This is a genomic window from Pseudomonas neuropathica, assembly GCF_015461835.1.
Lineage (GTDB): Bacteria > Pseudomonadota > Gammaproteobacteria > Pseudomonadales > Pseudomonadaceae > Aquipseudomonas > Aquipseudomonas neuropathica.
Map to the genome: position 1 here is coordinate 68,231 of NZ_JACOPX010000008.1, position 24,076 is coordinate 92,306.

At 57.8% G+C, this 24,076-nt stretch carries 18 protein-coding genes; 15 read left to right on the plus strand and 3 right to left on the minus strand.

The genetic code is table 11. The features are described 5' to 3' along the window. Positions 1–21: 21 nt before the first annotated feature. The 3 genes from H8F23_RS13080 to H8F23_RS13090 all read left to right on the plus strand — a co-directional run bounded on the left by H8F23_RS13080 (position 22) and on the right by H8F23_RS13090 (position 3,171). Positions 22–1,038 carry an arginine N-succinyltransferase gene (locus tag H8F23_RS13080; protein ID WP_194934640.1) on the plus strand — a complete coding sequence of 339 codons (1,017 nt, stop codon included), beginning with the start codon at positions 22–24 and terminating at the stop codon, positions 1,036–1,038. A 61-nt stretch (positions 1,039–1,099) separates the two neighbouring features. Next, complete coding sequence (astA, locus tag H8F23_RS13085; protein WP_095047516.1) at positions 1,100–2,134, plus strand: arginine N-succinyltransferase; 1,035 nt, start codon at positions 1,100–1,102, stop codon at positions 2,132–2,134. A 167-nt stretch (positions 2,135–2,301) separates the two neighbouring features. Continuing rightward, positions 2,302–3,171, plus strand: coding sequence for an isocitrate lyase/PEP mutase family protein (locus H8F23_RS13090; protein ID WP_007919546.1), 870 nt, complete (start codon positions 2,302–2,304; stop codon positions 3,169–3,171). A gap of 133 nt (positions 3,172–3,304) precedes the next feature. Here the strand turns inward: H8F23_RS13090 and H8F23_RS13095 are convergent, their stop codons facing one another. The 3 genes from H8F23_RS13095 to H8F23_RS13105 all read right to left on the minus strand — a co-directional run bounded on the left by H8F23_RS13095 (position 3,305) and on the right by H8F23_RS13105 (position 6,821). Further along, on the minus strand, positions 3,305–3,607 hold the full coding sequence (locus tag H8F23_RS13095) for a hypothetical protein (RefSeq protein ID WP_038369113.1): 303 nt from the start codon (positions 3,605–3,607) through the stop codon (positions 3,305–3,307). A gap of 692 nt (positions 3,608–4,299) precedes the next feature. Further along, a complete protein-coding gene (locus H8F23_RS13100; protein ID WP_194934641.1) occupies positions 4,300–5,538 on the minus strand; it encodes a M20/M25/M40 family metallo-hydrolase in 1,239 nt (412 codons plus the stop codon). Positions 5,539–5,747: 209 nt separating this feature from the next. After that, positions 5,748–6,821 carry a diguanylate cyclase gene (locus H8F23_RS13105; protein WP_194934642.1) on the minus strand — a complete coding sequence of 358 codons (1,074 nt, stop codon included), beginning with the start codon at positions 6,819–6,821 and terminating at the stop codon, positions 5,748–5,750. Positions 6,822–6,998: 177 nt separating this feature from the next. On the opposite strand from H8F23_RS13105, the gene H8F23_RS13110 reads away from it, so the two are divergent. From H8F23_RS13110 to H8F23_RS13165, 12 genes are all read left to right on the plus strand, one after another. After that, complete coding sequence (locus H8F23_RS13110; protein WP_194934643.1) at positions 6,999–8,453, plus strand: flavin-containing monooxygenase; 1,455 nt, start codon at positions 6,999–7,001, stop codon at positions 8,451–8,453. A gap of 21 nt (positions 8,454–8,474) precedes the next feature. After that, positions 8,475–9,401 carry an alpha/beta fold hydrolase gene (locus H8F23_RS13115; protein WP_194934644.1) on the plus strand — a complete coding sequence of 309 codons (927 nt, stop codon included), beginning with the start codon at positions 8,475–8,477 and terminating at the stop codon, positions 9,399–9,401. 132 nt (positions 9,402–9,533) lie between these two features. Beyond that, positions 9,534–11,033 (plus strand): glycolate oxidase subunit GlcD, encoded by a 1,500-nt coding sequence (glcD, locus tag H8F23_RS13120; protein ID WP_194934645.1) that lies wholly within the window; start codon positions 9,534–9,536, stop codon positions 11,031–11,033. After that, positions 11,033–12,082: a glycolate oxidase subunit GlcE gene (gene glcE / locus H8F23_RS13125; protein WP_194934646.1), complete on the plus strand. Its 1,050-nt coding sequence runs from the start codon at positions 11,033–11,035 to the stop codon at positions 12,080–12,082. The genes glcD and glcE overlap by 1 nt, the downstream gene beginning before the upstream one ends. A 2-nt stretch (positions 12,083–12,084) precedes the next feature. Beyond that, positions 12,085–13,305, plus strand: a complete 1,221-nt coding sequence (gene glcF / locus H8F23_RS13130; protein ID WP_194934647.1) for a glycolate oxidase subunit GlcF — start codon at positions 12,085–12,087, stop codon at positions 13,303–13,305. A gap of 88 nt (positions 13,306–13,393) precedes the next feature. Further along, a complete protein-coding gene (hglS, locus tag H8F23_RS13135; RefSeq protein ID WP_194934648.1) occupies positions 13,394–14,773 on the plus strand; it encodes a 2-oxoadipate dioxygenase/decarboxylase HglS in 1,380 nt (459 codons plus the stop codon). A 431-nt stretch (positions 14,774–15,204) separates the two neighbouring features. Continuing rightward, positions 15,205–15,720 carry an Hcp family type VI secretion system effector gene (locus H8F23_RS13140; RefSeq protein ID WP_007949952.1) on the plus strand — a complete coding sequence of 172 codons (516 nt, stop codon included), beginning with the start codon at positions 15,205–15,207 and terminating at the stop codon, positions 15,718–15,720. Between the two features lie 130 nt (positions 15,721–15,850). Beyond that, on the plus strand, positions 15,851–17,929 hold the full coding sequence (tssI, locus tag H8F23_RS13145; protein ID WP_194934649.1) for a type VI secretion system Vgr family protein: 2,079 nt from the start codon (positions 15,851–15,853) through the stop codon (positions 17,927–17,929). After that, positions 17,914–18,747 carry a DUF4123 domain-containing protein gene (locus tag H8F23_RS13150; RefSeq protein ID WP_194934650.1) on the plus strand — a complete coding sequence of 278 codons (834 nt, stop codon included), beginning with the start codon at positions 17,914–17,916 and terminating at the stop codon, positions 18,745–18,747. The genes tssI and H8F23_RS13150 overlap by 16 nt, the downstream gene beginning before the upstream one ends. A gap of 1 nt (position 18,748) precedes the next feature. Then, positions 18,749–21,760, plus strand: coding sequence for a hypothetical protein (locus H8F23_RS13155; RefSeq protein ID WP_194934651.1), 3,012 nt, complete (start codon positions 18,749–18,751; stop codon positions 21,758–21,760). Further along, complete coding sequence (locus tag H8F23_RS13160) at positions 21,753–22,724, plus strand: tetratricopeptide repeat protein (RefSeq protein ID WP_194934652.1); 972 nt, start codon at positions 21,753–21,755, stop codon at positions 22,722–22,724. Before H8F23_RS13155 ends, H8F23_RS13160 begins: the two co-directional genes overlap by 8 nt. Before the next feature lie 351 nt (positions 22,725–23,075). Beyond that, positions 23,076–24,044 carry a tetratricopeptide repeat protein gene (locus tag H8F23_RS13165; RefSeq protein ID WP_194934653.1) on the plus strand — a complete coding sequence of 323 codons (969 nt, stop codon included), beginning with the start codon at positions 23,076–23,078 and terminating at the stop codon, positions 24,042–24,044. Positions 24,045–24,076: the final 32 nt, after the last annotated feature.

Below are 24,076 nucleotides of genomic sequence, written 5' to 3' on the forward strand. Positions count from 1 at the left end.
TTTTGATACAGGAGTACATCCATGCTGGTCTTACGCCCAGTCGAACAGACTGACCTGCCCCAGCTACAACAATTGGCCCGCGACAGTCTGGTGGGCGTGACCTCCCTGCCGGACGACAGCGAGCGCCTGCGCGCAAAAATCGCCGCGTCGTGTGCATCGTTCGCTAGCGCAGCGGCGGCCCACGGCCCGGAGAATTACTTCTTTGTGCTGGAAGACCTGGACGACCAGCGTCTGGTCGGCTGCTCGGAGATTCTGGCGACGGCAGGCTTCGACGAGCCGTTCTACAGCCTGCGCAATCGCCATTTCACCAGTGCTTCCCGCGAGCTGAACATTGAACACGGCGTGCCGGCGCTGTCGCTGTGCCACGATCTCAACGATCACACGCTGCTGCGCGGTTTTCACATCGACGCCAATCTGGTGCGCACGCCGTTTTCCGAGTTGCTGTCACGGGCGCGCCTGTTGTTCATCGCCGCCCATGCGCCGCGCTTTGCCGAGGCGGTGATCACCGAAATCGTCGGCTACAGCGACGAGCAAGGCCATTCGCCGTTCTGGGATGCGCTGGGCAAACACTTTTTCGACCTGCCCTACGCGGAAGCTGAACGCCTGTGCGGGCTGCAGAGCCGCACGTTTCTCGCCGAACTGATGCCGCAATATCCGATCTACGTGCCGATGCTGCCGCAAGCCGCGCAGGACTGCATCGGGCGCATCCACCCGGATGGCCAGGAAGCGTTCGACATCCTCGAGCGTGAAGGCTTCGAAACCAACAGCTACATCGACTTGTTCGACGCTGGCCCGACCCTGTATGCGCGCACCAGCAACATTCGTTCGATCGCCCGCAGCCAGACGGCAACGGTGCAGCAAAAACCCCAAATAGATGCCCGCGGTCGTTATCTGCTGAGCAACGACGCGCTGCACGGCTTCCGGTCGATCATGGCCGAACTCGATTACCAGACCGATCAACAGCTGTCCCTCACCCCTGCAATGTGTGCGGCGCTGAACGTGACCGATGGCAGCCCGATCCGGCTGATTGCCCTGTGAAACCCGTGCGGTTGCGCAGCCAACGACAGTGCCCGAACAGGCGCGCAGAAGGAGTTACAGCATGATTGTCCGCCCGGTCAAAGTGAGCGACCTGCCAGCCTTGATGGCGCTGGTGCAACAGGCCGGCCCGGGGTTCACCACCCTGCCGGCCAACGAAGATCGCCTGTCCCACCGGGTCCGTTGGGCGCAACGGGCGTTCGCCGAACAAGTGGAACGAGCCGACGCAGACTATCTGTTTGTGCTCGAAGACGACGACATGCGCGTGGTCGGCGTCAGCGCTCTGGCCGGGGCGGTCGGCCTGCGTGAGCCGTGGTACAACTATCGGGTCGGATTGACGGTGAGTTCGGCGCCGGATCTGGGCATTCAACGGCAGATCCCGACACTGTTTCTCAACAACGAACTCACCGGCCAATCGGAGCTGTGCTCGCTGTTTCTCGGCCACGACCAGCGCCACGGCAGCAATGGCCGCTTGTTGTCACTGGGGCGATTGCTGTTCGTTGCCGAGTTCCCGCACCTGTTCGGCGAGAAGATGATTGCCGAACTGCGCGGCAGTGCCGATGAACACGGTTGTTCGCCGTTCTGGGACAGTCTGGGTCGGCACTTCTTTCAAATGGACTTCAGCCATGCCGATCACTTGTCCGGGCTGGGCAACAAATCGTTCATCGCCGAACTGATGCCGCGCCAGCCGCTGTACACCTGCCTGCTCACCGAACAGGCCCAGGCGGCGATCGGCCAGGCGCACCCGAATACCGAGCCGGCGCTGAAAATCCTCCAGGCCGAAGGTTTCACCCACAAAGGCTACATCGACATCTTCGATGGCGGCCCGGTGATCGAAGCGCCAGTGCGCAATATCCGCACCGTGCGCGAGAGCGTCGAGCTGGCCCTGAGCCTCGGCAGCCCCGACGAACAGGCGCCGCTGTGGCTGATTCACAACCGCCGTCTGGAGAACTGCCGCATCACCGTCGCTCGCGCCCGTCGGGTCGGCAGCAGCCTGGTGATCGACCGCCTCACCGCCAAGCGCCTGCAACTGCAACCGGGCAATTCGGTACGCGCGGTAATGCTGCCCAATCAACAGCAACAGGCGGTGGCGGCCTGACGGTCACCACCGCAAAAAGGTAAATCCTTTCAGCAAAAGGGTCCGCGACAACCTGTCCCTTGCAAATTCGTCATGATCATTGACCCATTCGCGTGATAGCCTTTTCATTCTTCGGCGTTGACACCTTTGTTCAAGCCTTTCCATTCCTTTGTATTGGTGGAACTCGTATGACCAGGCTTTCCCATCAAGATTTGCGCCGTAACTTCCGTCAACTGCTGGCCTCCGACACCTGCTATCACACGGCTTCAGTGTTCGATCCGATGTCCGCACGCATTGCCGCTGACCTGGGTTTTGAAGTGGGGATTCTCGGCGGCTCCGTGGCCTCGTTGCAGGTGTTGGGTGCCCCGGACTTTGCCCTGATCACCCTCAGCGAGTTCGCCGAACAGGCCACCCGCATCGGCCGCGTCGCCCAATTGCCGGTGATCGCCGACGCCGACCACGGCTACGGCAACGCCCTTAACGTGATGCGCACCATCGTCGAACTGGAACGCGCCGGCGTCGCCGCCCTGACCATCGAAGACACCTTGCTGCCGGCACAATTCGGCCGCAAATCCACCGATTTGATCACCGTTGCCGAAGGCGTCGGCAAGATCCGCGCGGCGCTTGAAGCCCGGGTTGATACGGAAATGGCGATCATCGCCCGTACCAATGCCGGCATTTTGCCGAACCAGGAAATCATCAGCCGCACTCGCCAGTACCAGGCGGCCGGGGCTGACGGCATCTGCATGGTCGGGATTCAGGATTTCGATCAGCTCGAGCAAATCGCCGAACACCTGACCGTACCGTTGATGCTGGTGACCTACGGCAACCCGGCGCTGCGCGACGACAAACGTCTGGCCGAACTCGGTGTACGCGTGACCATCGATGGGCATGGCGCTTACTTTGCGGCGATCAAAGCGACGTATGACAGCTTGCGTGAACAGCGGCAGATCTTCACCCAGGCCTCCGACCTGAGCGCGACCGAGTTGACGCACACCTATACCCAGCCGGAGGAATACATTCTCTGGGCCAAGGAATACATGAGCGTCAAGGAGTGATGGGTTGACCGGGCTGACGCCATCGCGAGCAGGCTCACTCCTACAGTAGATCTTCAGTGCACACAGTATTTGTGTTCAACACTGATCAATTGTAGGAGTGAGCCTGCTCGCGATAGCAACAGCCGCTACACCGCTAAACCGGCGTCTTGTAAGCCTCTTCCCGCTGCACCGCCCGCGCCTGAATCACATTCAGAATCGCACAGCCCTCGCGCATCAACAGATGCACCGCGCTGGTCACCCGCGTCAGATCACAATCGGAAATACCCTTGAGGTTGAGACTGGCGAAGGTGTCGGCCAGATCGCGCACAACCACGAACCGGTGCATCGCACAGGCGGCCATGTCGCTGAGTTCTGAATGGGTATTGAGGAAGAGCACCGGGGATTCGGCGTCGTAGGTGTCGATGGGGAGGAAGCGGGGCATTACTTGATCACACATTGGTATAACTCCTGTATTGAGAGAGCTACCACCAGTCGCGGCCAAACGAGGAAGGTGGCAGCCGTACGCGGGTTGGCCGACCGGATACAGGAACCGGCACACCCGAAGGTGTCCCACGCACAGCCGCCATAACACAACATCACAGACAAACATTGACTGAATATGTTGGGCAGACTGTACGTCTCTGTATCGACCGGCCAAGGTCGTTCGCGGTGTTTTTCCGCGAGCCCGAACTATAGGGGTCGATACCGAAATGCGGCAACAGGGTACGTTGTAGGAAACGTCTTGGAAAGTTGTACGCCGCCCGCGCCTTCCACTTTTCCCACAAAAGCCCCTCACCCTAGCCCTCTCCCGGAGGGAGAGGGAACTGATTGGGGGATGCTCGGGAGCTACGCCGACGTGAGAGACCGCGTTGAATGCGAATTTGCATTCAACTTGATCTGCCGGTTGCCACATGGACCAGAAACAACGCGATCAGTCCCCTCTCCCTCTGGGAGAGGGTTAGGGTGAGGGGCCGATTTATCTGGCACCCCGCCGACCTCATCACACCGCAAACCACCTCACCGCGGCTGAATGATCGTTCCCACGCTCCGCGTTGGAATGCAGTCCGGGACGCTCTGCGTCCCACACAAAGCCGAACGCGGAGCGTCCGTTGAGGCATTCCCACGCAGAGCGTCGGAACGATCACTACCTCACCGCGGCTTGGCCAACTCCATAATCATCCGCGACAACAGATAAATCCGCGGCGCCACGCTCGCCACTTCGGCGTATTCCTCCGGCGTGTGGATATTGCCGCCAACAATCCCGAAGCCATCCAGCGTCGGCGTTCCAACCCCGGCGGACAGACTGGCATCCGCCGCACCGCCACTGCCCTCCTCGGTCAACTTGCGGCCAATCTCGCCATAAATCCCTTGAGCCATCGCCATCAGGCGATCCGACTCAGGCGTTTGCGGCATCGGGGGCAAGCCGCGCTGCAAAGAAGTCTTGACCTCAGTCTCGGGAATCAATTTGTCCTGCGACACCCGCGCCAAGTCCTTCTCGATCCGGTCGAACTCCTCCGGCACCGCCGCGCGCACGTCGGCCTTGGCGGTGGCTTGATCGGGAATCACGTTGGTGCGGTCGCCGGCCTTGAGCACGGTGAAGTTGACGGTGGTCTTCTTCGCCTCATCGCCGAGTTTGCCCAACTGCAGAATCTGGTGCGCCGCTTCCATCGCGGCGTTGCGCCCCAGTTCCGGGGCGACGCCGGCGTGTGCGGCTTTACCCTTGACCTCGACCAGCGCCGTCGCGCTGCCCTTGCGCCACACCACCAGGCCATCGGCCGGGCGGCCCGGCTCAAGGTTGAGGGTCACGTCGTGCTGTTTGGCGGTTTTCTTGATCAGGTCGGTGGCGACGTCCGAGCCGGTTTCTTCGCTGGCGTCGAGCAGGAAGGTGATTTGCGCGTAGTCCTTGAAGTCGAGGTTTTTCAGGACTTTCAGCGCGTAGATCCCGGCAACGATGCCGCCCTTGTCATCCATCACCCCCGGCCCGTAGGCGCGGCCGTCCTTGATGTGGAACGGCCGCTCGGCCGCCGAACCTTCCTTGAACACCGTGTCCATGTGCGCCATCAGGAGGATTTTCGCCTTGCCGGTGCCTTTGAACGTGGCCAGAACATGGTTGGATTTTTCCGGTGTGTTCGGCACCAGTTCGATGGTGGCGCCGAGTTTTTTCAACTCATCGATGGCGATGTCGCTGACTTGCTTGAGGCCTGGCTCGTAACCTGAACCGGAGTCGATATTGACCAGCCGTTCCAGCAGTTTCAGGGCTTCTGGTTGATATTGCTCGGCATCGGCGAGCACTTGTTTGTGCGGTTCGGCGAAGGCGTGGGCAGCGGAGAAAGCGAGAGACAGGCCGAGGCTGGCGGCCAGCAGGGAGCGAGAAAATGAGAACGTCATGAAGCGATCCTTGTTTCGCGTCGGAGGGATTTAACCGTACCCGACATCGGCGCGAGGCTCTACACCGAATGCGACCTCCTCCAGATCGACACCGAACAAATTTGTAGGAGTGAGCCTGCTCGCGATAGCACTCTGTCAGTGACATTGATGGTGACTGACACAATGCTATCGCGAGCAGGCTCACTCCTACAGGGGATTGTGGTCAGGGATCAAACCGAATCCAGCAACGTCTGCCGGGACTTGTCATCGCAATTGCAGATCACCCGGTTACGCCCGCTGGCCTTGGCCTCGTACAACGCCTGATCGGCATCATTGAGCCAGCGTGTTGCGTCGGTGTGCGCCGGATCGTACGCCGCCAGGCCGATACTCAAGCTGACCTTCAACGCCGGATTCTGCTCATAACCCAGAATCGCAAAACGCTCGCGCAATGCCTCCATGGCCTGCGCGGCGTTGAACAGCGGCAGATCCGGCAAAATCACGCAGAACTCATCACCGCCATAACGCCCGGCAACGTCCGTCGCCCGCAGGTTCTGCTTGAGCAATTTGCTTAACTGGCGCAACACGATGTCGCCCGCAACATGGCCGTAGGTGTCGTTGATCGCCTTGAAGTGATCGATGTCGATCAACGCAATCGCCGCACCCTGCTTCTGCCGCTTGCAGCGCTGAAAAGCGATCTCCAGTTGATCCTTCCAGGCGCCATGATTGAGCAGGCCGGTCAGGCTGTCGGTGCGGCTCAGGGCGAGCAATTCGCGTTTATGCAAGCCAAGCGTGTAAGCCTGACGAAAGCAGATCCAGCCCAGCGCCAAGGGGTACAGCAGCAGTAACGGGAAACAGGCGTACATTTGTGCAGGCGTAGTTTGCGGAATGAATGCCGGAGCAAACACCACCAGCCCGACGCCAACCCCGAGCAACTGCGCCGCTGAGCCTGCCAATAGAAAACGTGAACCACCGATTGCGACGTTGTTCATCGCCATCATCGAAATGGTCGTGGCAGTGGGTAGCGGATTGAAATGCATGGCGGCAAGCCAAAAGCCGCCGAAAAAGGCGTCGATCAACAGATTGCGGTGTTCAGCGTGGTAAGGAACCCGGGCGCGGCGCGCCCATTGAAACGCCAGATGCGGCCAGATCAGGCCATTGAAGAACATCAGTGCCCAGACCCACAGCGGCGGATCGAGCGAGTACATCGACACGCTCACGCACACGAGCCCCAGAATCAACCCGAGGATGCGCGACGTATAAAGCCTCCTGGCCAATGAAAGTCCCTTTCCTCCGGTATTTCCCATAAGGACCTCGATCACGCACACCGCAGGACGGATGTGCTGGAAGTCTAACAGGGCGACGTTAAATAGCCATCACCGGCCAGCGGGCTGAATAGCGCGACATCAGGACCGCACACAGGGCAAATATTTGGCTATACATGAAAGGAGCAAAATGGAAAAAAAACTATAAGAAGGAGACCCATGCACACCTATCACGTGTTGATCATCGGCAGCGGTTTTGGCGGTCAATGTGCTGCGGTCAACCTGCTCAAGGCCGGAATCGACGATTTTCGCCTGCTGGAGCGACGGGACTTCTTTGGCGGCACCTGGTGCCAGAACACCTACCCCGGCGCGGCGGTGGACGTGCCGTCGCCGCTGTATTCGCTGTCGTTCGCGCCGTACCGCTGGTCGCAGATGTTCGCCGGACAGGCCGAACTGCAGCGCTACACCGAGCATGTCATCGAGCAGTTCGGTTTGCGTGAGCGCGTGGAGCTGGAGGCCAACGTCGAGCGCGTCGAATGGGACGACACGGAAAAACGCTGGGCTGTGCACACCGCCAGCAAAGGCACCTTTTATACGCAGTTCCTGATCAATGCCACCGGGCCACTGAGCCAACCGGTCATCCCACATTTTCCCGGTCAGGATCGCTTTCAAGGCAAGACTTTTCATACGAACAACTGGGATCACAGCTACGACTACCGCGCTAAACGCGTGGCCATCGTCGGCAGCGGCGCCAGTGCGGTGCAAGTGATTCCGGCGATTGCGCCGCAAGTCGATCACCTGCACGTGTTTCAGCGCACGCCCCATTGGGTGCTGCCCCGCGCCGATCGCCAGTTCGGACCGCTGCAACGCTGGCTGCTCGGCCGCAAACCCGCCTACAAACTGTTGCGCTGGCTGATTTACTGGCAATTCGAAACCCGCGTCATCGCGTTCAAATACTCGAAAGCGGCGATTCACATGGTTCAGCAGCACGCCCTGCGCTTTCTCAAACGTCAGGTGCCAGACCCGGCGCTGCAAGAAAAACTCACCCCGGACTTCACCATCGGCTGCAAACGGGTGCTGGTGTCCAGCACCTATTACCCGGCGCTGAGTCGCGCCAACGTCACCTTGCATACCCGCGAGCAAGGCATTGCGTCCATCGACGAAACCGGGATCAATACCGAGGACGGTCAGCACATCGATGTTGATCTGATCGTCTGGTCGACCGGTTACGACGCCACCGACGGGGTGATTTCCTACCCGGTCAGCGGAAAAAACGCCGTGCAACTCAGAGAGGTCTGGGCGCAATACCCACGCGCCTACCTGGGCACCAGCCTGCCGGACTTTCCCAACCTGTTTATCGTCACCGGCCCCAACACCGGCATCGGCCACACCTCGGCGCTGTTCATCATCGAATCGCAGATGAACTACATCCTCGACTGCATTCGCACCGTGCAGGCGAAGGGTCTGCGCAGCATCGAAGTGCGCCGTGAAGCGGAACGTACCTACACTGAGATGATTCATCGGGAAATGGAGCGCACGGTCTGGAAGTCCGGCGGCTGCCACAGTTGGTATCAAAGCAAGAGCGGTCATGTGATCGCGATGTTTCCCGGCTTCAGTTTCAGCTATCACCGCTTGACCCGGGCGCTGAAACCGGCCGACCACATTCTGTCCTGAACACGTAAAAGGAAGACGTCGATGCTTTTGCTGTTTGTCGCCCTCGCGGTTTTCGTGGCCTGGAGCTGGTTGAGTTATCCGGCGGTCGGTCATTGGCTGTACGACCTGAACATGGCCATCGAGGCCAAGTTGTACAAATTGCACAAGATTGAAGTGCCGATCGCCGAGATGACCGTCTCGACCTGGCAGGGCGGGCCGTATGAAGCGGCCAGCGCGATTCTGATGCTGCATGGCTACAGCGCCGAGAAGAACCTGTGGCTGCGCTTTTCCCGGCACTTCGTGCGCCAGTATCGGGTGATCATCCCGGACCTCGCCGGCCATGGTGAAACCGGCTTCAAGGCGGGCGGCGGCTACGACATCCCGCTGCAGGCCAAACGCATGATCCAGTTGCTCGACGTCTGTGGTGTGGAAAAAGTCCATGTGATCGGCAACTCGATGGGCGGCTACATCGCGGCGTGGCTAGCGGCGACGTATCCCGACCGCATCGCCTCGGTGGCATTGATCGACCCGGCCGGCGTCACCGCGCCTGAGGCCAGCGACATGGAGCGCCATCTGGCGCGCGGGCATAACCCGTTTCTGATCAATTCGCGGGAAGAGTTCCAGCAGTTCTACGCCATGACCATGGCCACGCCGCCATGGGTACCCAAATTGGTGCTGGACGCCATCGCCCAGCGCTACGAACAACAACGCGATGAACTGGAAGAAATCTTCCGCGATTTTCGCGCCAGCCCGCCGATGGAGCCGAAACTGGCCGACATCAAGTGCCCGGCGCTGTTGCTCTGGGGACGCAAGGATCGGCTGATCGACGTCAGCAGCGTGCCGGTGTGGAGCAAGGGCATCGCCAATTTGCGCGTGGATGTCTGGGATCATGTCGGGCATATGCCGATGGTTGAACAGCCGGGGAATACTGCGCGCCTGTATCGGGAATTTCTCGGAAGCCAGAAATGACACTCAACACATCCTGTGTAGGAGCTGCCGAAGGCTGCGATCTTCTGATTTTGCTTTTTAAAAACAAGATCAAAAGATCGCAGCCTCGTTTCACTCGACAGCTCCTACAAAGTGACGAGGTCTGAGGTGTAGATGAATATTCTTTATGACGAACGCCTCGACGGCCCGTTGCCGCAGGTGAACAAGGCTGAGTTGCTCAAAGACCTGCAGCGCGCGCTGCCTGACCTCGACGTTTTGTGGCGTGAAGACGAACTCAAACCCTACGAATGCGACGGCCTCTCCGCCTACCGCACCACGCCGATGCTGGTCGCCCTGCCCCGTCGACTCGAGCAAGTGCAAACCCTGCTCAAACTCTGCCATCAGAAGAACGTCCCGGTGGTTGCCCGTGGTGCCGGAACCGGGTTGTCCGGCGGCGCCTTGCCGCTGGAACAAGGCCTGCTGCTGGTGATGGCGCGCTTCAACAACATCCTGCACATCGACCCGGCCGCGCGCACCGCGCGAGTTCAACCGGGGGTGCGCAATCTGGCGATCTCCCAGGCAGCGGCGCCCTTCGGCCTGTATTACGCGCCGGATCCGTCCTCGCAAATCGCCTGCTCGATCGGCGGCAACGTCGCCGAAAATGCCGGCGGCGTGCATTGCCTCAAGTACGGTTTGACCGTGCACAACCTGCTGAAAATCGAAGTGCTGACCATCGAAGGCGAACGCCTGACCCTGGGTTCGGATGCCCTCGACTCAGCCGGTTTCGATTTGCTCGCCTTGTTCACCGGCTCCGAAGGTCTGCTGGGGATCATCACCGAAGTCACGGTCAAACTGCTGCCCAAACCGCAGGTCGCGAAAGTCCTGCTGGCCAGTTTCGATTCCGTGGAAAAGGCCGGCCGCGCGGTCGCCGAGATCATCGCGGCGGGGATCATTCCCGGCGGCCTGGAGATGATGGACAACCTCGCCATTCGCGCCGCTGAAGACTTCATTCACGCCGGTTACCCGGTCGATGCCGAGGCGATTCTGCTGTGCGAACTCGATGGCGTCGAGGCCGATGTCCACGACGACTGCCAACGGGTGCGCGAGGTCATGACCGAGGCCGGCGCCACCGAAGTGCGTCAGGCCCGCGACGAAGCCGAGCGCGTGCGCTTCTGGGCCGGGCGCAAAAATGCTTTCCCGGCCATCGGCCGTTTGTCGCCGGACTATTACTGCATGGACGGCACCATCCCGCGCCGCGAATTACCCGGCGTCCTGCAAGGCATCGCCCGCCTCAGCGAAGAATACGGATTGCGCGTGGCCAACGTATTCCATGCCGGCGACGGCAATATGCACCCGCTGATCCTGTTCGACGCCAATCAACCGGGCGAACTGCACCGCGCCGAAGCCCTGGGCGGCAAGATTCTTGAACTGTGCGTGCAGGTCGGCGGCAGCATCACCGGCGAACACGGCGTCGGCCGCGAAAAAATCAACCAGATGTGCGCGCAGTTCAACAACGATGAGTTGAGTCTGTTTCACGCCGTAAAAGCCGCGTTCGATCCCCAAGGCCTGCTCAATCCCGGCAAGAACATTCCGACCCTGCACCGCTGCGCTGAATTCGGCGCAATGCACATTCACGCTGGGCAATTGCCGTTCCCCGAACTGGAGCGTTTCTGATGGCCGACGTCGATGCCGCCGGCGCCTTGCTTGATCAGGTCAACGAAGCTCGGGCCAACGCCACTCCGTTGAAGATTCAGGGCGGTAACAGCAAAGCCTTTCTCGGCCGCGAAGTAGCCGGTGAAGTGCTCGATACCCGCGCCCACTGCGGCATCGTCCGTTACGAGCCGACCGAACTGGTGGTCACGGCGCGCGCCGGCACGCCTTTGTCCGAGCTCCTCGCGGCGCTGGACGCTGCTGGACAAATGTTGCCGTGCGAGCCGCCGGCATTCGGTGAAGGCGCCACCGTCGGCGGCATGATCGCCACGGGTTTGTCCGGGCCACGACGACCGTGGTCTGGCTCGGTGCGCGACTTCGTTCTCGGCACGCGGGTGATCACCGGCCTCGGTCAGCACCTGCGTTTCGGCGGCGAAGTGATGAAAAACGTCGCCGGTTATGACCTGTCGCGGCTGATGGCCGGCAGTTATGGCTGCCTCGGCGTGCTCACCGAAGTGTCGCTGAAGGTCCTGCCGAAACCGCGCCAGTGCCTGAGCATTCGCCTCGATATGGAATGCGCGCGGGCGCTGGCCAAGCTTGCCGAGTGGGGCCAACAACCATTGCCGATCAGTGCCGCGTGCCACGATGGCCAGAGCCTGTACCTGCGGCTTGAGGGCGGCGAAGGTTCGGTGACGGCGGCGCATCAACGCCTCGGTGGTGAGCCGTTGGACTCGCAGTTCTGGCGTGATCTGAATGAGCAGAGGCTGGCGTTTTTCGATGAAGGCCGGCCGTTGTGGCGCCTGTCACTGCCGAACAATCTCGGCCCGCTGGATCTGCCCGGCGAGCAGTTGATCGACTGGGCCGGCGCGCAACACTGGCTGAAATCCGACGCGGCGCACATCCACATTCTCGCGCAGGAACTGGGTGGCCACGCCACCTGTTTCAGCCATGGCGCCAGCAATTCGCCGTTCCAGCCATTGCCCGCGACACTGCTGCGCTATCACCGGCAACTCAAGGCGCAACTCGACCCGCAAGGGCTGTTCAACCCCGGGCGCATGTATGCGGAGTTCTAGCCATGCAAACCACCCTCAGCGAACAATCGCAAAAGCTGCCCCGCGCCGCCGAGGCGGAGAAGATTCTGCGTACTTGCGTGCACTGTGGTTTTTGCAACGCGACGTGTCCGACCTATCAATTGCTCGGTGATGAACTGGATGGCCCGCGCGGACGCATCTACCTGATCAAGCAAGTGCTCGAAGGCGCACCCGCGACGGCGCAGACACAACTGCATCTGGATCGCTGCCTGTCGTGCCGTAACTGCGAAACCACCTGCCCGTCCGGCGTCGACTATCACAACCTGCTCGACATCGGCCGCGCGGTGGTCGATCACGCGGTGCCACGTCCGGCGGCGCAACGTCTGTTGCGCGAGGGTTTGCGCGCATTGGCGCCGAATCCAGGGTTGTTCAAAGGCTTGCTACGCGTGGGCACGACGTTTCGCCCGCTGCTGCCGCGCTTGCTTGAAAGCAAACTGCCGCAGCATCTGCCGCTTTCCGGTTTGCGCCCCGCCCCGCGCCATGCCCGGCAGGTGTTGTTGCTTGAAGGCTGCGTACAACCGGGGTTATCGCCAAATACCAATGACGCCACGGCGCGGGTGCTGGATCGCTTGGGCATCAGTGTCACCCCGGTGGCCGAGGCCGGGTGTTGCGGCGCGCTGGACTATCACCTCGACGCGCAAGCCAAAGGCCTCGACCGCGCCCGGCAGAACATCGATGTCTGGTGGCCGCACCTGCAAAACGGCGCCGAAGCGATCGTGCAGACCGCCAGCGGTTGCGGCGCATTCATCAAGGATTACGGGCATTTGCTGGCAGACGATCCGGTGTATGCGGCCAAGGCCCGGGAAATCAGCGAGCGGACGCTGGATCTGGTGCAGGTACTCGCGCAGGAACCCCTCGAACAGATCTGCGCCGCCACTGAACGGCGGATTGCCGTGCATTGTCCGTGCACATTGCAGCACGCGTTGAAACTGGGCGGCGCGGTGGAAGCCGTGCTGACTCGCCTCGGCTTCAATCTCACCGCCGTGCCCGACGGCCATTTGTGCTGCGGCTCGGCGGGTACGTATTCGTTGACGCAACCGGTGCTGGCCCGGCAACTGCGCGATAACCGCCTTAACGCGCTGGAAAGCGGTCGCCCTGAGCTGATCGTCACTTCCAACGTCGGCTGCCAGAGCCATCTGGCCAGTGCCGGACGCACGCGGGTGATGCACTGGATCGAACTGGTGGATCAGTCGTTGGCAGAATGAAGTTCGTAGGATTCTTCGTTTGCCCGCGTGCGAGAAGGCTGCGATCTTTTCCCTCATCCATTCCGTGACCGTGGCAGGAATTTTTTTCATGACCGTGCAGCCGTTCGTCAGCCCCGACCTGATCCGCCAACGCTTCTCCAAAGCGATGTCCGACATGTACCGCGAAGAAGTGCCGCTGTATGGGGCGCTGATGCAATTGGTGGAGCAGACCAATCGCGAGGTACTTGCACGTCAGCCTGAGATCGCCCGGCAGCTCAACAATACCGGTGAAATCGAACGCCTGGACATGGAGCGCCATGGCGCCATTCGCGTCGGCACCGCCACCGAACTGGCCACCCTCGCCCGCTTGTTTGCGGTGATGGGCATGCAGCCGGTGGGTTATTACGACCTGACTCCGGCGGGCGTGCCGGTGCATTCCACGGCGTTTCGCGCGGTGCATGAAGAGGCGCTGCAAGTCAGCCCGTTTCGCGTGTTTACGTCGCTGTTGCGCCTCGAATTGATTGAAGATCCGCAGCTACGCTCCTTCGCCGAATCCGTGCTGGCCCAGCGTTCGATCTTTACCGCTGAAGCATTACGCCTGATCGCGCAGGCTGAAACCGCGGGCGGATTGAATGAAAGCGAGGCGGAGGCATTCGTCCTACAGGCATTGGAAACCTTTCGCTGGCATCACAGCGCCACGGTTACTGCCGCGCAATACCAGACCTTGAGCGCCCAACATCGTTTGATCGCCGATGTGGTCGCGTTCAAAGGCCCGCACATCAATCACCTGACGCCGCGCACGCTGGACATCGACAGCGTGCAGGAACAGATGCCGGCCCATGGCATCACCCCGAAAGCGGTCATCGAAGGCCCGCCACGGCGGCAGTGCCCGATCCTGCTGCGCCAGACCAGTTTCAAGGCGCTGGACGAGCCGATCGCCTTCACCGATCAAAGCCAGATCCGCGGTAGCCACAGCGCGCGTTTCGGCGAAATCGAACAGCGCGGCGCGGCGCTCACGCCCAAAGGCCGGGCGCTTTACGACCGCTTGCTCAACGCCGCCCGCGATGAACTCGGTGATTTCCCCAACGAAGCCAACGCCGCACGCTACAACGCGCTGATGGCTCAGCACTTTGGCGAATTTCCTGACAGTGTCGAAGGCATGCGTGAACAAGAGTTGGCGTACTTTCGCTATTTCGCCACGGAAAAAGGTCTCCCTGCTGGAGGACTTGGACAGTCGTCACTGGAGGACTTGTTGCGCGATGGTTATGTGAAAGCGGAACCGTTGGTGTACGAAGATTTCCTGCCGGTGAGTGCGGCGGGGATTTTTCAGTCGAACCTTGGTGATGCGGCGCAGGCGCATTATGGCGAGCATTCCAATCGACAGGCCTTCGAGCAGGCGCTGGGGCGCGCGACCATTGATGAGTTGGGGTTATATGCCGCGACGCAGCAACGCTCGATCGATGATTGTCTGTCCACACTTTCCCGGTAACGGCCGAAAAGATCGCAGCCTTCGGCAGCTCCTACAGGGGAAATGCATTCCAAAGGTAGGAGCTGCCGCAGGCTGCGATCTTTTGATCTGAAAGTCTTGAAGCATCCACTTCAGTCCAATGAAGGCATCTGGCCATTGTGCGCAAGAAGTTGCGCACTTGATTTGCAAAACAGACCGATAAAACCGCTGAAAGCTACGTCGTACAAGGCCTGCAGCCAAGTGCGCAAGAAGTTGCGCAGTACTGCGCAACTTCTTGCGCACTTTTGCCTTGGATGGCCGCTCTATTTCGCACGTTCACCGGAAAAACCAGACAGACAGCCCGGCCCGCATGGTCGCCACAATTGTTGGCACGCTCCTTGATAACAGTCAGGCACCCACCGGGCGATTTCGCCTCCCGGGCACCTTAAATTATTCCGCAAGGAGAGCACCCCATGGCAACACCAGCGTACATGTCGGTTACCGGCGAAAAACAAGGCCTGATCACTGCAGGCGCTTTCACCGCTGACTCCGTAGGCAACACCTACCAGGAAGGCCACGAAGACCAGGTTATGGTTCAGGCTTTCACCCACGACGTGATCATCCCGCGTGACCCACAGTCCGGTCAGCCAACCGGTCAGCGCGTGCACAAGCCAGTTGTGATCACCAAGGTCTACGACAAGGCTTCGCCACTGCTGCAAGCTGCTCTGACCTCCGGCGAGCGCATGAGCGAAATCGTTATCCAGTGGTACCGTACTTCTGCTCAAGGTACTCAAGAGCACTACTACACCACCAAACTGGAAGACGCGATCATCGTCGCCATCAACAACAAAATGCACAACTGCCAGGATCCAGGCAACGCTCACTTCACCCACCTGGAAGAAGTGCAGTTCACCTACCGTAAAATCACCTGGACCCACGAAGTATCCGGTACTTCGGGTTCCGATGACTGGCGTGCTCCAGTCGTTTAATTACGGCTGATCGTTACAAGCATCGGCCAGCTCTGCTGGTCGATGTTGTTTTCGCCCTCCAGAATTTCGCGTAAGTTGAGCCGCTTTGCGGTCGTCGACGTACGCCGCTGTACAGCACGAGGAACAAGGGATGTTCGCGCCGGCCAATGAAACCCACTTTGCCCTGACCATCGAAGGCCTTTCCGCCGATTTCCAGGTGTTTACCCTCACCGGTCGGGAAGCCATCAGCCAGCCTTTTGTCTTCGAGGTGGAGCTGGTCAGTGAGCAGCCGTCGCTGGACCTCGAAACCCTGCTGCACAAACCGGCCTTCCTGCAACTGTCGCCTGACGGCAGCGGCATCCACGGCCAGATCTACCGCGCCGCGCAAGGTGATTCCGGCAAACGCCTGACCCGTTACTCGGTGACCCTGCGCCCGCAACTGTCCTACCTGGCGCATCGCGTCAACCAGCGCATCTTCCAGAACCTCACCGTGCCGAAAATCATCGGTATGGTCCTCGAAGATCACGGCATTCAAAGCAACGCCTACGAATTCAAGACCGGTTCGATTTATCCCGAGCGCGTCTACTGCGTGCAATACGATGAATCGGACCTGCACTTCATCCAGCGCCTGTGTGAGGAAGAAGGTATCCACTACCACTTCGAGCACACGGCAACGGCGCACAAACTGGTGTTCGGCGATGACCAGACGGTGTTCCCGAAACTCAAGCCTGTGGCCTACCAGCAAGACTCCGGCATGGTCGCCAGCGACCCGGTGATCAAGCGCTTCGACCTGCGCCTGGAAACCCGTACCAGCCGCACCACCCGCCGCGATTACGATTTCGAAAAACCACGCCTCACACTCGAAAGCGAGAACCGTGGCGACGCCCTACCCGACCTCGAAGACTACGATTACCCAGGTCGTTTCATCGACCGCGAGCGCGGCAAACACCTGGCCAAACGCGCCCTCGAACGTCATCGCAGCGATTTCAAGCTGGCTGAAGGCACGAGCGATCAGCCGCTGTTGGTCAGCGGCCACTTCCTCGCCCTGACCGCGCACCCGAAAGCCAAATGGAATGACCTCTGGTTGCTGACCGAAGTCCTCCACGAAGGCAAACAGCCGCAAGTGCTCGAAGAGTCGGTGACCAGCGACACCACCGCACTCAAAGACGATTTCCACCAGGGCTACCGCAACCGCTTCCAGGCCACGCCGTGGGACGTGCCCAACCGCCCTCCGCTGCGCCATCCAAAACCGCGCATCCTCGGCAGCCAAAGCGCCGTGGTCACCGGCCCGAAAGGCGAAGAGATTCACTGCGACGAGTACGGCCGCGTCAAAGTGCAATTCCACTGGGACCGCGAAGGCGAAGCCGACGACAAAACCAGCTGCTGGCTACGCGTCTCGAGCGCTTGGGCCGGCGCCCAGTACGGCGGCATCGCCATCCCGCGCATCGGCATGGAAGTGCTGGTCACCTTCCTTGAAGGCGACCCCGATCAACCGCTGATCAGCGGCTGCCTGTACCACAAGGAAAACACCGTCCCGTATGAACTGCCGGCGAACAAGACCCGCAGCACCTTCAAGACCCTCAGTTCCATGGGCGGTGGCGGCTACAACGAACTGCGCATCGAAGACAAAAAAGGTCAGGAGCAGATCTATCTGCACGCCCAGCGCGACTGGGACGAAAACATCGAGCACGACCAGAAAATCCGCGTCGGCAACGAACGCCACGACACCGTCGAGCAGAACAGCTACACGGAATTCAAGGCCGAAGAACACCACACCGTCTACGCCGATCGCAAAGTCGAAACCCGCGCCAACGACCACCTCACCGTCGGTGTGAACCAGCACATCAAGATTGGTACCGGCCAGTTCATCGACGCTGGGCAAGAAATCCACCTCAGCAGCGGCATGAAAGTGGTGATGGAAGCAGGTGCCGAACTCACGCTGGTCGGCGGTGGCAGCTTCATCAAGATTGATGCTGGCGGCGTGACCATGAGTGGGCCGGTGATCAATATGAACTCGGGGGGAAGCCCGGGGAGCGGCACGGGGGCGGCGCCGTTGTTGCCGGGCGTCGTGAAACAGGCTGACGCTGACAAGGCTGGCAAGGTGTTAGTCCCGCCAATGACCAATCCGTTTGTAAGAAAAAGCGTTCAAGGCCTACCCCTTGTTCCGATCTGTGGAAAGCAAGCCAATGGCGCTTGCTCGCGAGAGGTTTGCCCATGTCTGAATGGTTAAGTCGCTTTCTTGAACAACCCGTGGTCACCACGCCAGCAGGCAACGTTGCAAGCCGCTCCTTGTATTGCATCATCGATAGCGTCCGGCAGCCTCGCGCTCTGGAACAGCTCTATCAGCAGGCCGACATAGGCGAAGTCGAAAAACTTTTCCAGGGCACACCTTTCGCCGAAATGAATGAAGTCAGTCCACTATGGCTGCAATTGAAGCCGGGAGGCGCCGCCGCAGCCAAGGCCGTTGAACTGTGCCGCGGAAACCGCGCAGGCATTCTGCTGACCTCTCGGGACAAACCGGAAAACACCCTCCTGCATGCCCGTCGACTGTTACGAATGAACAGCAAATCCCACGGCGACTCACTGGCACGCTTTTACGATCCGGCATTCTGGAGTGCTCTGGCGCTGACTGTACCTGCCCAGGCTCTATTGGGTCCGTGGCAAAGCGTCTACACACCTCCCTCGCATATTGACGATATGAACTGGCGCGTCTGGGAACAAACTCAAGAATTCGATGCCTCTACTGGCGAGCACAGGTATCCGCTGCAACTTCAGGAAACGACATTGGTTGCGTTCGATGAAGTGCGTTGGTGGTACTGGATTCGAGCCCGCGAAACCGAATCGGCCAACGGTTTGCCGAATGAACAACTGCCGGGCGTGTCCGAAAATTTGCAACTGCTGGTGGATCACGGCATAGAAGAGGGACGCCACCTTGAGCGTCTGTTGCCGCAGTTGAACCAAAGCCCGTTGCGAGCGCGCGCCGACGTAATGAACGTGCTGAGCAGCGATATGCCGGCATTCGAGAAAGTACAACGACTGGAAGTTTGAAATGACAGGTACGTCCGAACAAGCATCTACCCCAGAACAACCACCTGTTGTTATCCCGGCGGACCCACCGAAGTCATCTGCCGACTTAGAAACATTCTGCAAGGACAAGAAGCCGGGTTGCAGCAGCAGCTATGACGACATCATCTACGTCACCGGCCAGCGTCGGTTCTGGCTTCTGCCGAAACGTGCTTCGGAGAAGCTGAAAGAAAGCGTCAACCTGCTCAAGCAAAAAACCGTCGACGCAGACAAAGCCACGCGAATGAGCAATATCGCCGATGCCGGGCTGATGGACTACTTCCTCACGCCCGGCCCGGAGGCTTTTCTCGAAGCAGACGACCGTAGCAGTTACCTGGCGTCGAAATCGGCAATCCCCGAAGACACGGCGAAAAAAGCGCAGTGCAGCAAAGATTGGGACGCAGCTAAAGCCAAAGGTGACAGCGACGCGACGATGCATGCTGAGCGCGAGATGTTCGCAGCTCAGCAACGCATCGATAAAAACAAAAAGAACATGGAAGCGCTGGAAAAGGTCTCCGACACCGCCGCAGAGAAGCTGGGGTACAAGCGAGAAAACGGGGTTTTCTACACGCCGCGCGCTTTGAAGGCTCGCGAGGCCATCGACAAGTACATTAAAGAGCGCGACAAGGCAAAAGCTCACGGCTACAAAATGTTCGATCCCGGCAGTAAAAAGATTGCGTCGGCGTGGGAGCATCTGAAGGACTATAAGGCGCTTCACAAAAAACTCATTGAAACCGGCGAGATCGACGAAAAGAAACTCAAGGGTGTGCAGATCAACATCCTCGCGCTGAAAGACCTGATGTCCCCATACATCAATGCCATCGTGGAACTCGCCGAGTGCGGGGTGGCGGTTCCCGAGTTCGCACTCAGCCCTGACGACCAGTACACAGGGACCGAGGATTTTCAGGCCTTTATCGAACTGACAAACAAACGCGATGAGCTTGAGAAAAAAATCGAAGCGCGTTATTCCCAATGGGTCTCGGCTACCGGTGGCAAGTCAGCGCCACCTGGAGTGCTGTTTGTCAGCTTGCAAAAGCAGTGGTACGACCTGAACACAGAGGCTGAGCGGATTCAGACCACCGCCGAAGCACGCGTTCGAGCACTGAAGCCTCCCCGCCTCTTCCTCTGGGACGCGGAGAGCTACAAGCCAAAACCCCTCGAACGCCTGGCCAAAACCAACATTCCGCTACGTGAACTCAGCAGCGCCTCTTCGACGACGATCCTGAACCACATCAGCCTGAAACAACTGGCCCAAGCCAGTGGCAACGCGTTTAAGGACCAACTGAAAGAGCTCAAGAGCAGCTTGCCTAAATCGATTGCCAAAGAAGCAGACGACGATCGTGTGTTCAGTGATTGGCTGGATCAGGAAGGCGCACTTCAGTTCGATGAGAAAGGCCCATGGTTCGATGAACATGGCCTGTTCCTGCCAGAAAAATTTTTTGCTGCGCTGGAAGCCAAAGGCTACAGAGTCGAAAGCATCAAAGCCGAAGCCAAACGCAAAAGCTGGGGCGAAAACCTCAAAGCCATGGTTTTCGAAGATAAACAGCTTCGTAACCTCATGCTTTTTGACAACAGCCCGCAGGCACAATTGGTACGTTGCCTGCTGCCTGAAGGTGCCAACCTGCTGACCGAAGTCAAAATGGAAGGTCCCACGTTGAAAAGTGGCAGCCCCCAACTCGCCAACGTTGAGGTCGCGCTGGATGTGGCTGCATGGCGAGGGGAAGTGACCTTGCTGAAATTCGAGTATCCCAAACGGGTCAAGGCCGAGCCTTGGACCGCTCAATACACCGCCCACGACGGCAGCATTCGCAGCGTCAACTTCGGCAAATTATCCCTTGATCTGGAGGCCAAGGCCTGGGGCTTCGCCGGTGCCAGCCTCATGTTGTCGCGCGATCTCACCCTCGATCAAAAAACCGGCTACACCAGCCTCATCGGTGTGGACCTTGCCGAAAAATCCGGTGACCTCGCCAAATACGAAGTGTTTGCAGGCGCACAGGCCGGATGCAAAGTCACCGGTAAACTGTTCTGGTGCCCGCCACCCAGCGTCCTCCCCCCTGCCCCAGTACCCAATCGCGTATTAGCCAACCAATGGCGCCCGCTAGCCAAACTGGAAGTGGAAATGGCCGTTGCACTCGGCGCAGGCATCTCGGGCGATATGCACCTTCGAATGCAAAACGGACGCCTTTTGCTGTCGATCAAGGGTTCACTGGTCTGGGGCGCGGGGGTTAAAGGTTATTTGACCTTTGAAGTGGGCTACGACAGCATCGTTGCATTGACGGAACTGGTACGACAGGAAATGGCCGCGAACCAATACAAGGATCTCGATTGGGTGGATAAGGAAGCCTCAGCCTATATGGAAAAACTGAGCTTCCTTGGCGCCACAGGTATTGATGTGGTATTTGCGTACGTGCGTGGGTATGCAATTGTTAAAGAGATTTTTGATGCGCTGACCGAAGGGGATCGGGGTGGGCAGATTGCTTACTCACTCGCAATAGCTGAAAACCAGAAAATAATGCAGGATTGGGTATATAACTTGCTGCCGCAGGCTTTGGGACCACTACTACTGGCGCTGAGCACTCCACCCAAACCGCTCACAGTAGAAGACGACGAAAAAGAAAAAGAAAACTTCAATGAAGATGAAGTTCACCTTTTACAGCAACAGTCAATTGAGCGATGCCTAGGCTGGATATCCAGCAAGCCTGACGCCAATCAACAGTTTGAAGAAGCAATCATTCGTATGAATCGAGATGGTGCACGACCTGAACAAGCTGGACTCTCTTACTGTAAAAACAAGGCAAAGCTAGATTTATTTATGGCTGAGCGGGTGTTAGGACTTGACCAAACCAACAACGCCATGCGATCCAGGTATCGAGATCGGGTCTCTAAACTTGGAATACGCTTAAACAAGCACTGCGACTACAGCACCACATACACCGGACCAGCTTTCGCACCAGTCCAAGGTCTCAAAGCTAATTACAAAGGACCAAACATTGATTAATCGAGCAATCTTAAGTTTTTTAATATTCTTTATTTTATCCAGTGCCTCCGCTGCACAATTGACAGAGCCCGAGGCAATAGCCAAAGACAAGGGAATTACTCTTTATCAACAAGGTGCATGGACTTCCTCGCAACCGTTTTTACGAACCGCGGCTGAGGCCGGCGATAAAAAATCTCAATATTTTCTAGGTGAGGCGATACGACTGAGTAATCGCTACATGACAGAGGAGGCCAGAAATTGGTACGTAGCTGCGGCAGAGCAAGGTGAACTTTACGCTATGCTACGTCTAAGTAGTAAAAAGGATCTTTGCAACTTACTAGATGACTGCGCGGGGAAAGGTAATGTTGATTGGAGAGAGCAAGCTTTAAAAATTGCCCGTGAGCGTGCCGACAAAGGTGATACTGAGGCAATGGTTGTGCTGTTTACGGCAAATCAAGGGTTGGAATGGCTAGAACGAGCCGCAGAATCGGGTGATAATTTTGCTCAACAGCGGCTCGCTAGTGCTTACCAAAGTGGAGAGGGATGGTTTTTGATCCCTGGGAGTCGCGAGAAAGCAGTTAAAAAATGGTTTAAGGCTTCAGCAGAAGGAGGTTTTCCTCCGGGCATGTATCTGTATGCAAACTATTTATATGAACACAATGGTAGTAAAGAAGAGGTCGGAAGCTGGCTCAAAAAAACAGCTGAATCCGGACATATAAATGCACTAGGGGGCTACGCATTAAATATTGCCCATCTTCCAGATACTTATGGATTTCCTTTAGATCTCGTTAAGGCTTACGGATTCACCTACTTGATAGCAAGCCTCAAAGGCGGAGCAATCGCACCGGAAGATGCAAGATTGAACCTCCTGGAAATAGCAAAAAAAATGCAACCTGAAGAAATAAAGCTAGGAATATCATTCGCAAAAGAATGGGAAAAATCCCACCCTCCTTTATCGTATTTCCATCCGACATACGGTTACTAGCAAACCCATTGCAACTAGAGAACAACCAACAACACAAAGCGATGGATTTATTTAACAGACACTTCAGAAATTAAATAATCCGTCGCTTTTTCCTTTTATTTTGACCCAATATACGGATACTAGACGATCAAATATTCTTAACACCCCTACCTTCGCCCAATTATGTCCAGGGGCAGAAGACGGTTTATCATGCTTTACATGTAGCATGCCCCCGATTAAAAATATCATTGACAGATTAGACTTTTTTGCAACAGAGACAAGAATCTATAGCCACCGCACTTAATCGAACGTATACACTGGCCATCATCCCCCCCATCCAAATAGTCAAAGCTTTCCATACAGGACGAATCATTGACTAAAATAATATATATCATCAATTTATACTCAATATTTTTATTCACTCCAGCTTTCGCACAGCTAACAACAGAACAGCTATTAGCAAGAAATAACGGAATTATCCTTTATCAAAAAAGTGATTGGTACGATTCACAGCCACTACTGAAAATCGCGGCAGATGCAGGGGACAGTACAGCGCAATATTACCTGGGAGAGGCTATCCGCCTCAGCAACCGCTACACCACCGAAGATGCAAAAAAATGGTACAAATCCGCAGCTAATCAAGGAAATTTGTACGCAATGCTTCGGCTGAGTGCGCATGACTTGTGCAAAGAGATGCAAAGTTGCTCAGGTAAAAACGATGAAGAATGGCGGAGTTATGCGCTGCAGATTGCAAATGAACGCGCCGAGAAAGGCGATACTGAGGCAATGATTGTTTTATTTACCGCTAGCCAAGGTTTGCAATGGTTAGAAAAGGCAGCGACAGCAGGCAGTGGATTTGCTCAAAAAACGCTCGCTGGTGAGTACAAAGATGGTGAGGGTTGGTTCCTTATTCCTGGTAGTCGCGAGAAAGCCGTTGAAAAATGGCTCAAAGCTTCAGCTGACAGCGGTTACCCGCCGGGCATGTACCTATATTCAAATTTTTTATATGAAAATAATGCGCGCAAAGAAGATGTAGGATATTGGCTAAAGAAAGCGGCTGAGTCAGGTCATATTGATGCTGCTGGTGGATATGCCCTCACTGTCGCTCATCTCCCTGACAGTTACGGATTCCCTTTGGACTTGGTAGAAGCCTATGGAATCACCTACCTTATCTCCCATTTGCAAGGCGGTGGCGTAGCCCCTGAGGATGCTCGAAGAAGCCTCTCTGAAATTGCCGAAAAGATGAGTCCTCAAGAAATAGAGGATGGGATTCGCTTTGCCAAAGATTGGGAAAAGACTCACCCACCACTTTCCTACTTTGTTCCGGCTTACGGCTACTGACCTAAGGAAGTTTATCTGTGTCCGATCAAAAA

What these genes read in the sequence shown, in the direction of transcription:
- H8F23_RS13100 (WP_194934641.1), bottom strand. Translation starts at nt 5,538, where the DNA reads ATGACGTTCTCATTTTCTCGCTCCCTGCTGGCCGCCAGCCTCGGCCTG.
- glcF (WP_194934647.1), top strand. Translation starts at nt 12,085, where the DNA reads ATGCAAACCACCCTCAGCGAACAATCGCAAAAGCTGCCCCGCGCCGCC.
- astA (WP_095047516.1), top strand. Translation starts at nt 1,100, where the DNA reads ATGATTGTCCGCCCGGTCAAAGTGAGCGACCTGCCAGCCTTGATGGCG.
- H8F23_RS13090 (WP_007919546.1), top strand. Translation starts at nt 2,302, where the DNA reads ATGACCAGGCTTTCCCATCAAGATTTGCGCCGTAACTTCCGTCAACTG.
- glcD (WP_194934645.1), top strand. Translation starts at nt 9,534, where the DNA reads ATGAATATTCTTTATGACGAACGCCTCGACGGCCCGTTGCCGCAGGTG.
- hglS (WP_194934648.1), top strand. Translation starts at nt 13,394, where the DNA reads ATGACCGTGCAGCCGTTCGTCAGCCCCGACCTGATCCGCCAACGCTTC.
- tssI (WP_194934649.1), top strand. Translation starts at nt 15,851, where the DNA reads ATGTTCGCGCCGGCCAATGAAACCCACTTTGCCCTGACCATCGAAGGC.
- H8F23_RS13155 (WP_194934651.1), top strand. Translation starts at nt 18,749, where the DNA reads ATGACAGGTACGTCCGAACAAGCATCTACCCCAGAACAACCACCTGTT.
- H8F23_RS13140 (WP_007949952.1), top strand. Translation starts at nt 15,205, where the DNA reads ATGGCAACACCAGCGTACATGTCGGTTACCGGCGAAAAACAAGGCCTG.
- H8F23_RS13095 (WP_038369113.1), bottom strand. Translation starts at nt 3,607, where the DNA reads ATGTGTGATCAAGTAATGCCCCGCTTCCTCCCCATCGACACCTACGAC.
- H8F23_RS13080 (WP_194934640.1), top strand. Translation starts at nt 22, where the DNA reads ATGCTGGTCTTACGCCCAGTCGAACAGACTGACCTGCCCCAGCTACAA.
- H8F23_RS13105 (WP_194934642.1), bottom strand. Translation starts at nt 6,821, where the DNA reads ATGGGAAATACCGGAGGAAAGGGACTTTCATTGGCCAGGAGGCTTTAT.
- H8F23_RS13115 (WP_194934644.1), top strand. Translation starts at nt 8,475, where the DNA reads ATGCTTTTGCTGTTTGTCGCCCTCGCGGTTTTCGTGGCCTGGAGCTGG.
- H8F23_RS13150 (WP_194934650.1), top strand. Translation starts at nt 17,914, where the DNA reads ATGTCTGAATGGTTAAGTCGCTTTCTTGAACAACCCGTGGTCACCACG.
- H8F23_RS13110 (WP_194934643.1), top strand. Translation starts at nt 6,999, where the DNA reads ATGCACACCTATCACGTGTTGATCATCGGCAGCGGTTTTGGCGGTCAA.
- glcE (WP_194934646.1), top strand. Translation starts at nt 11,033, where the DNA reads ATGGCCGACGTCGATGCCGCCGGCGCCTTGCTTGATCAGGTCAACGAA.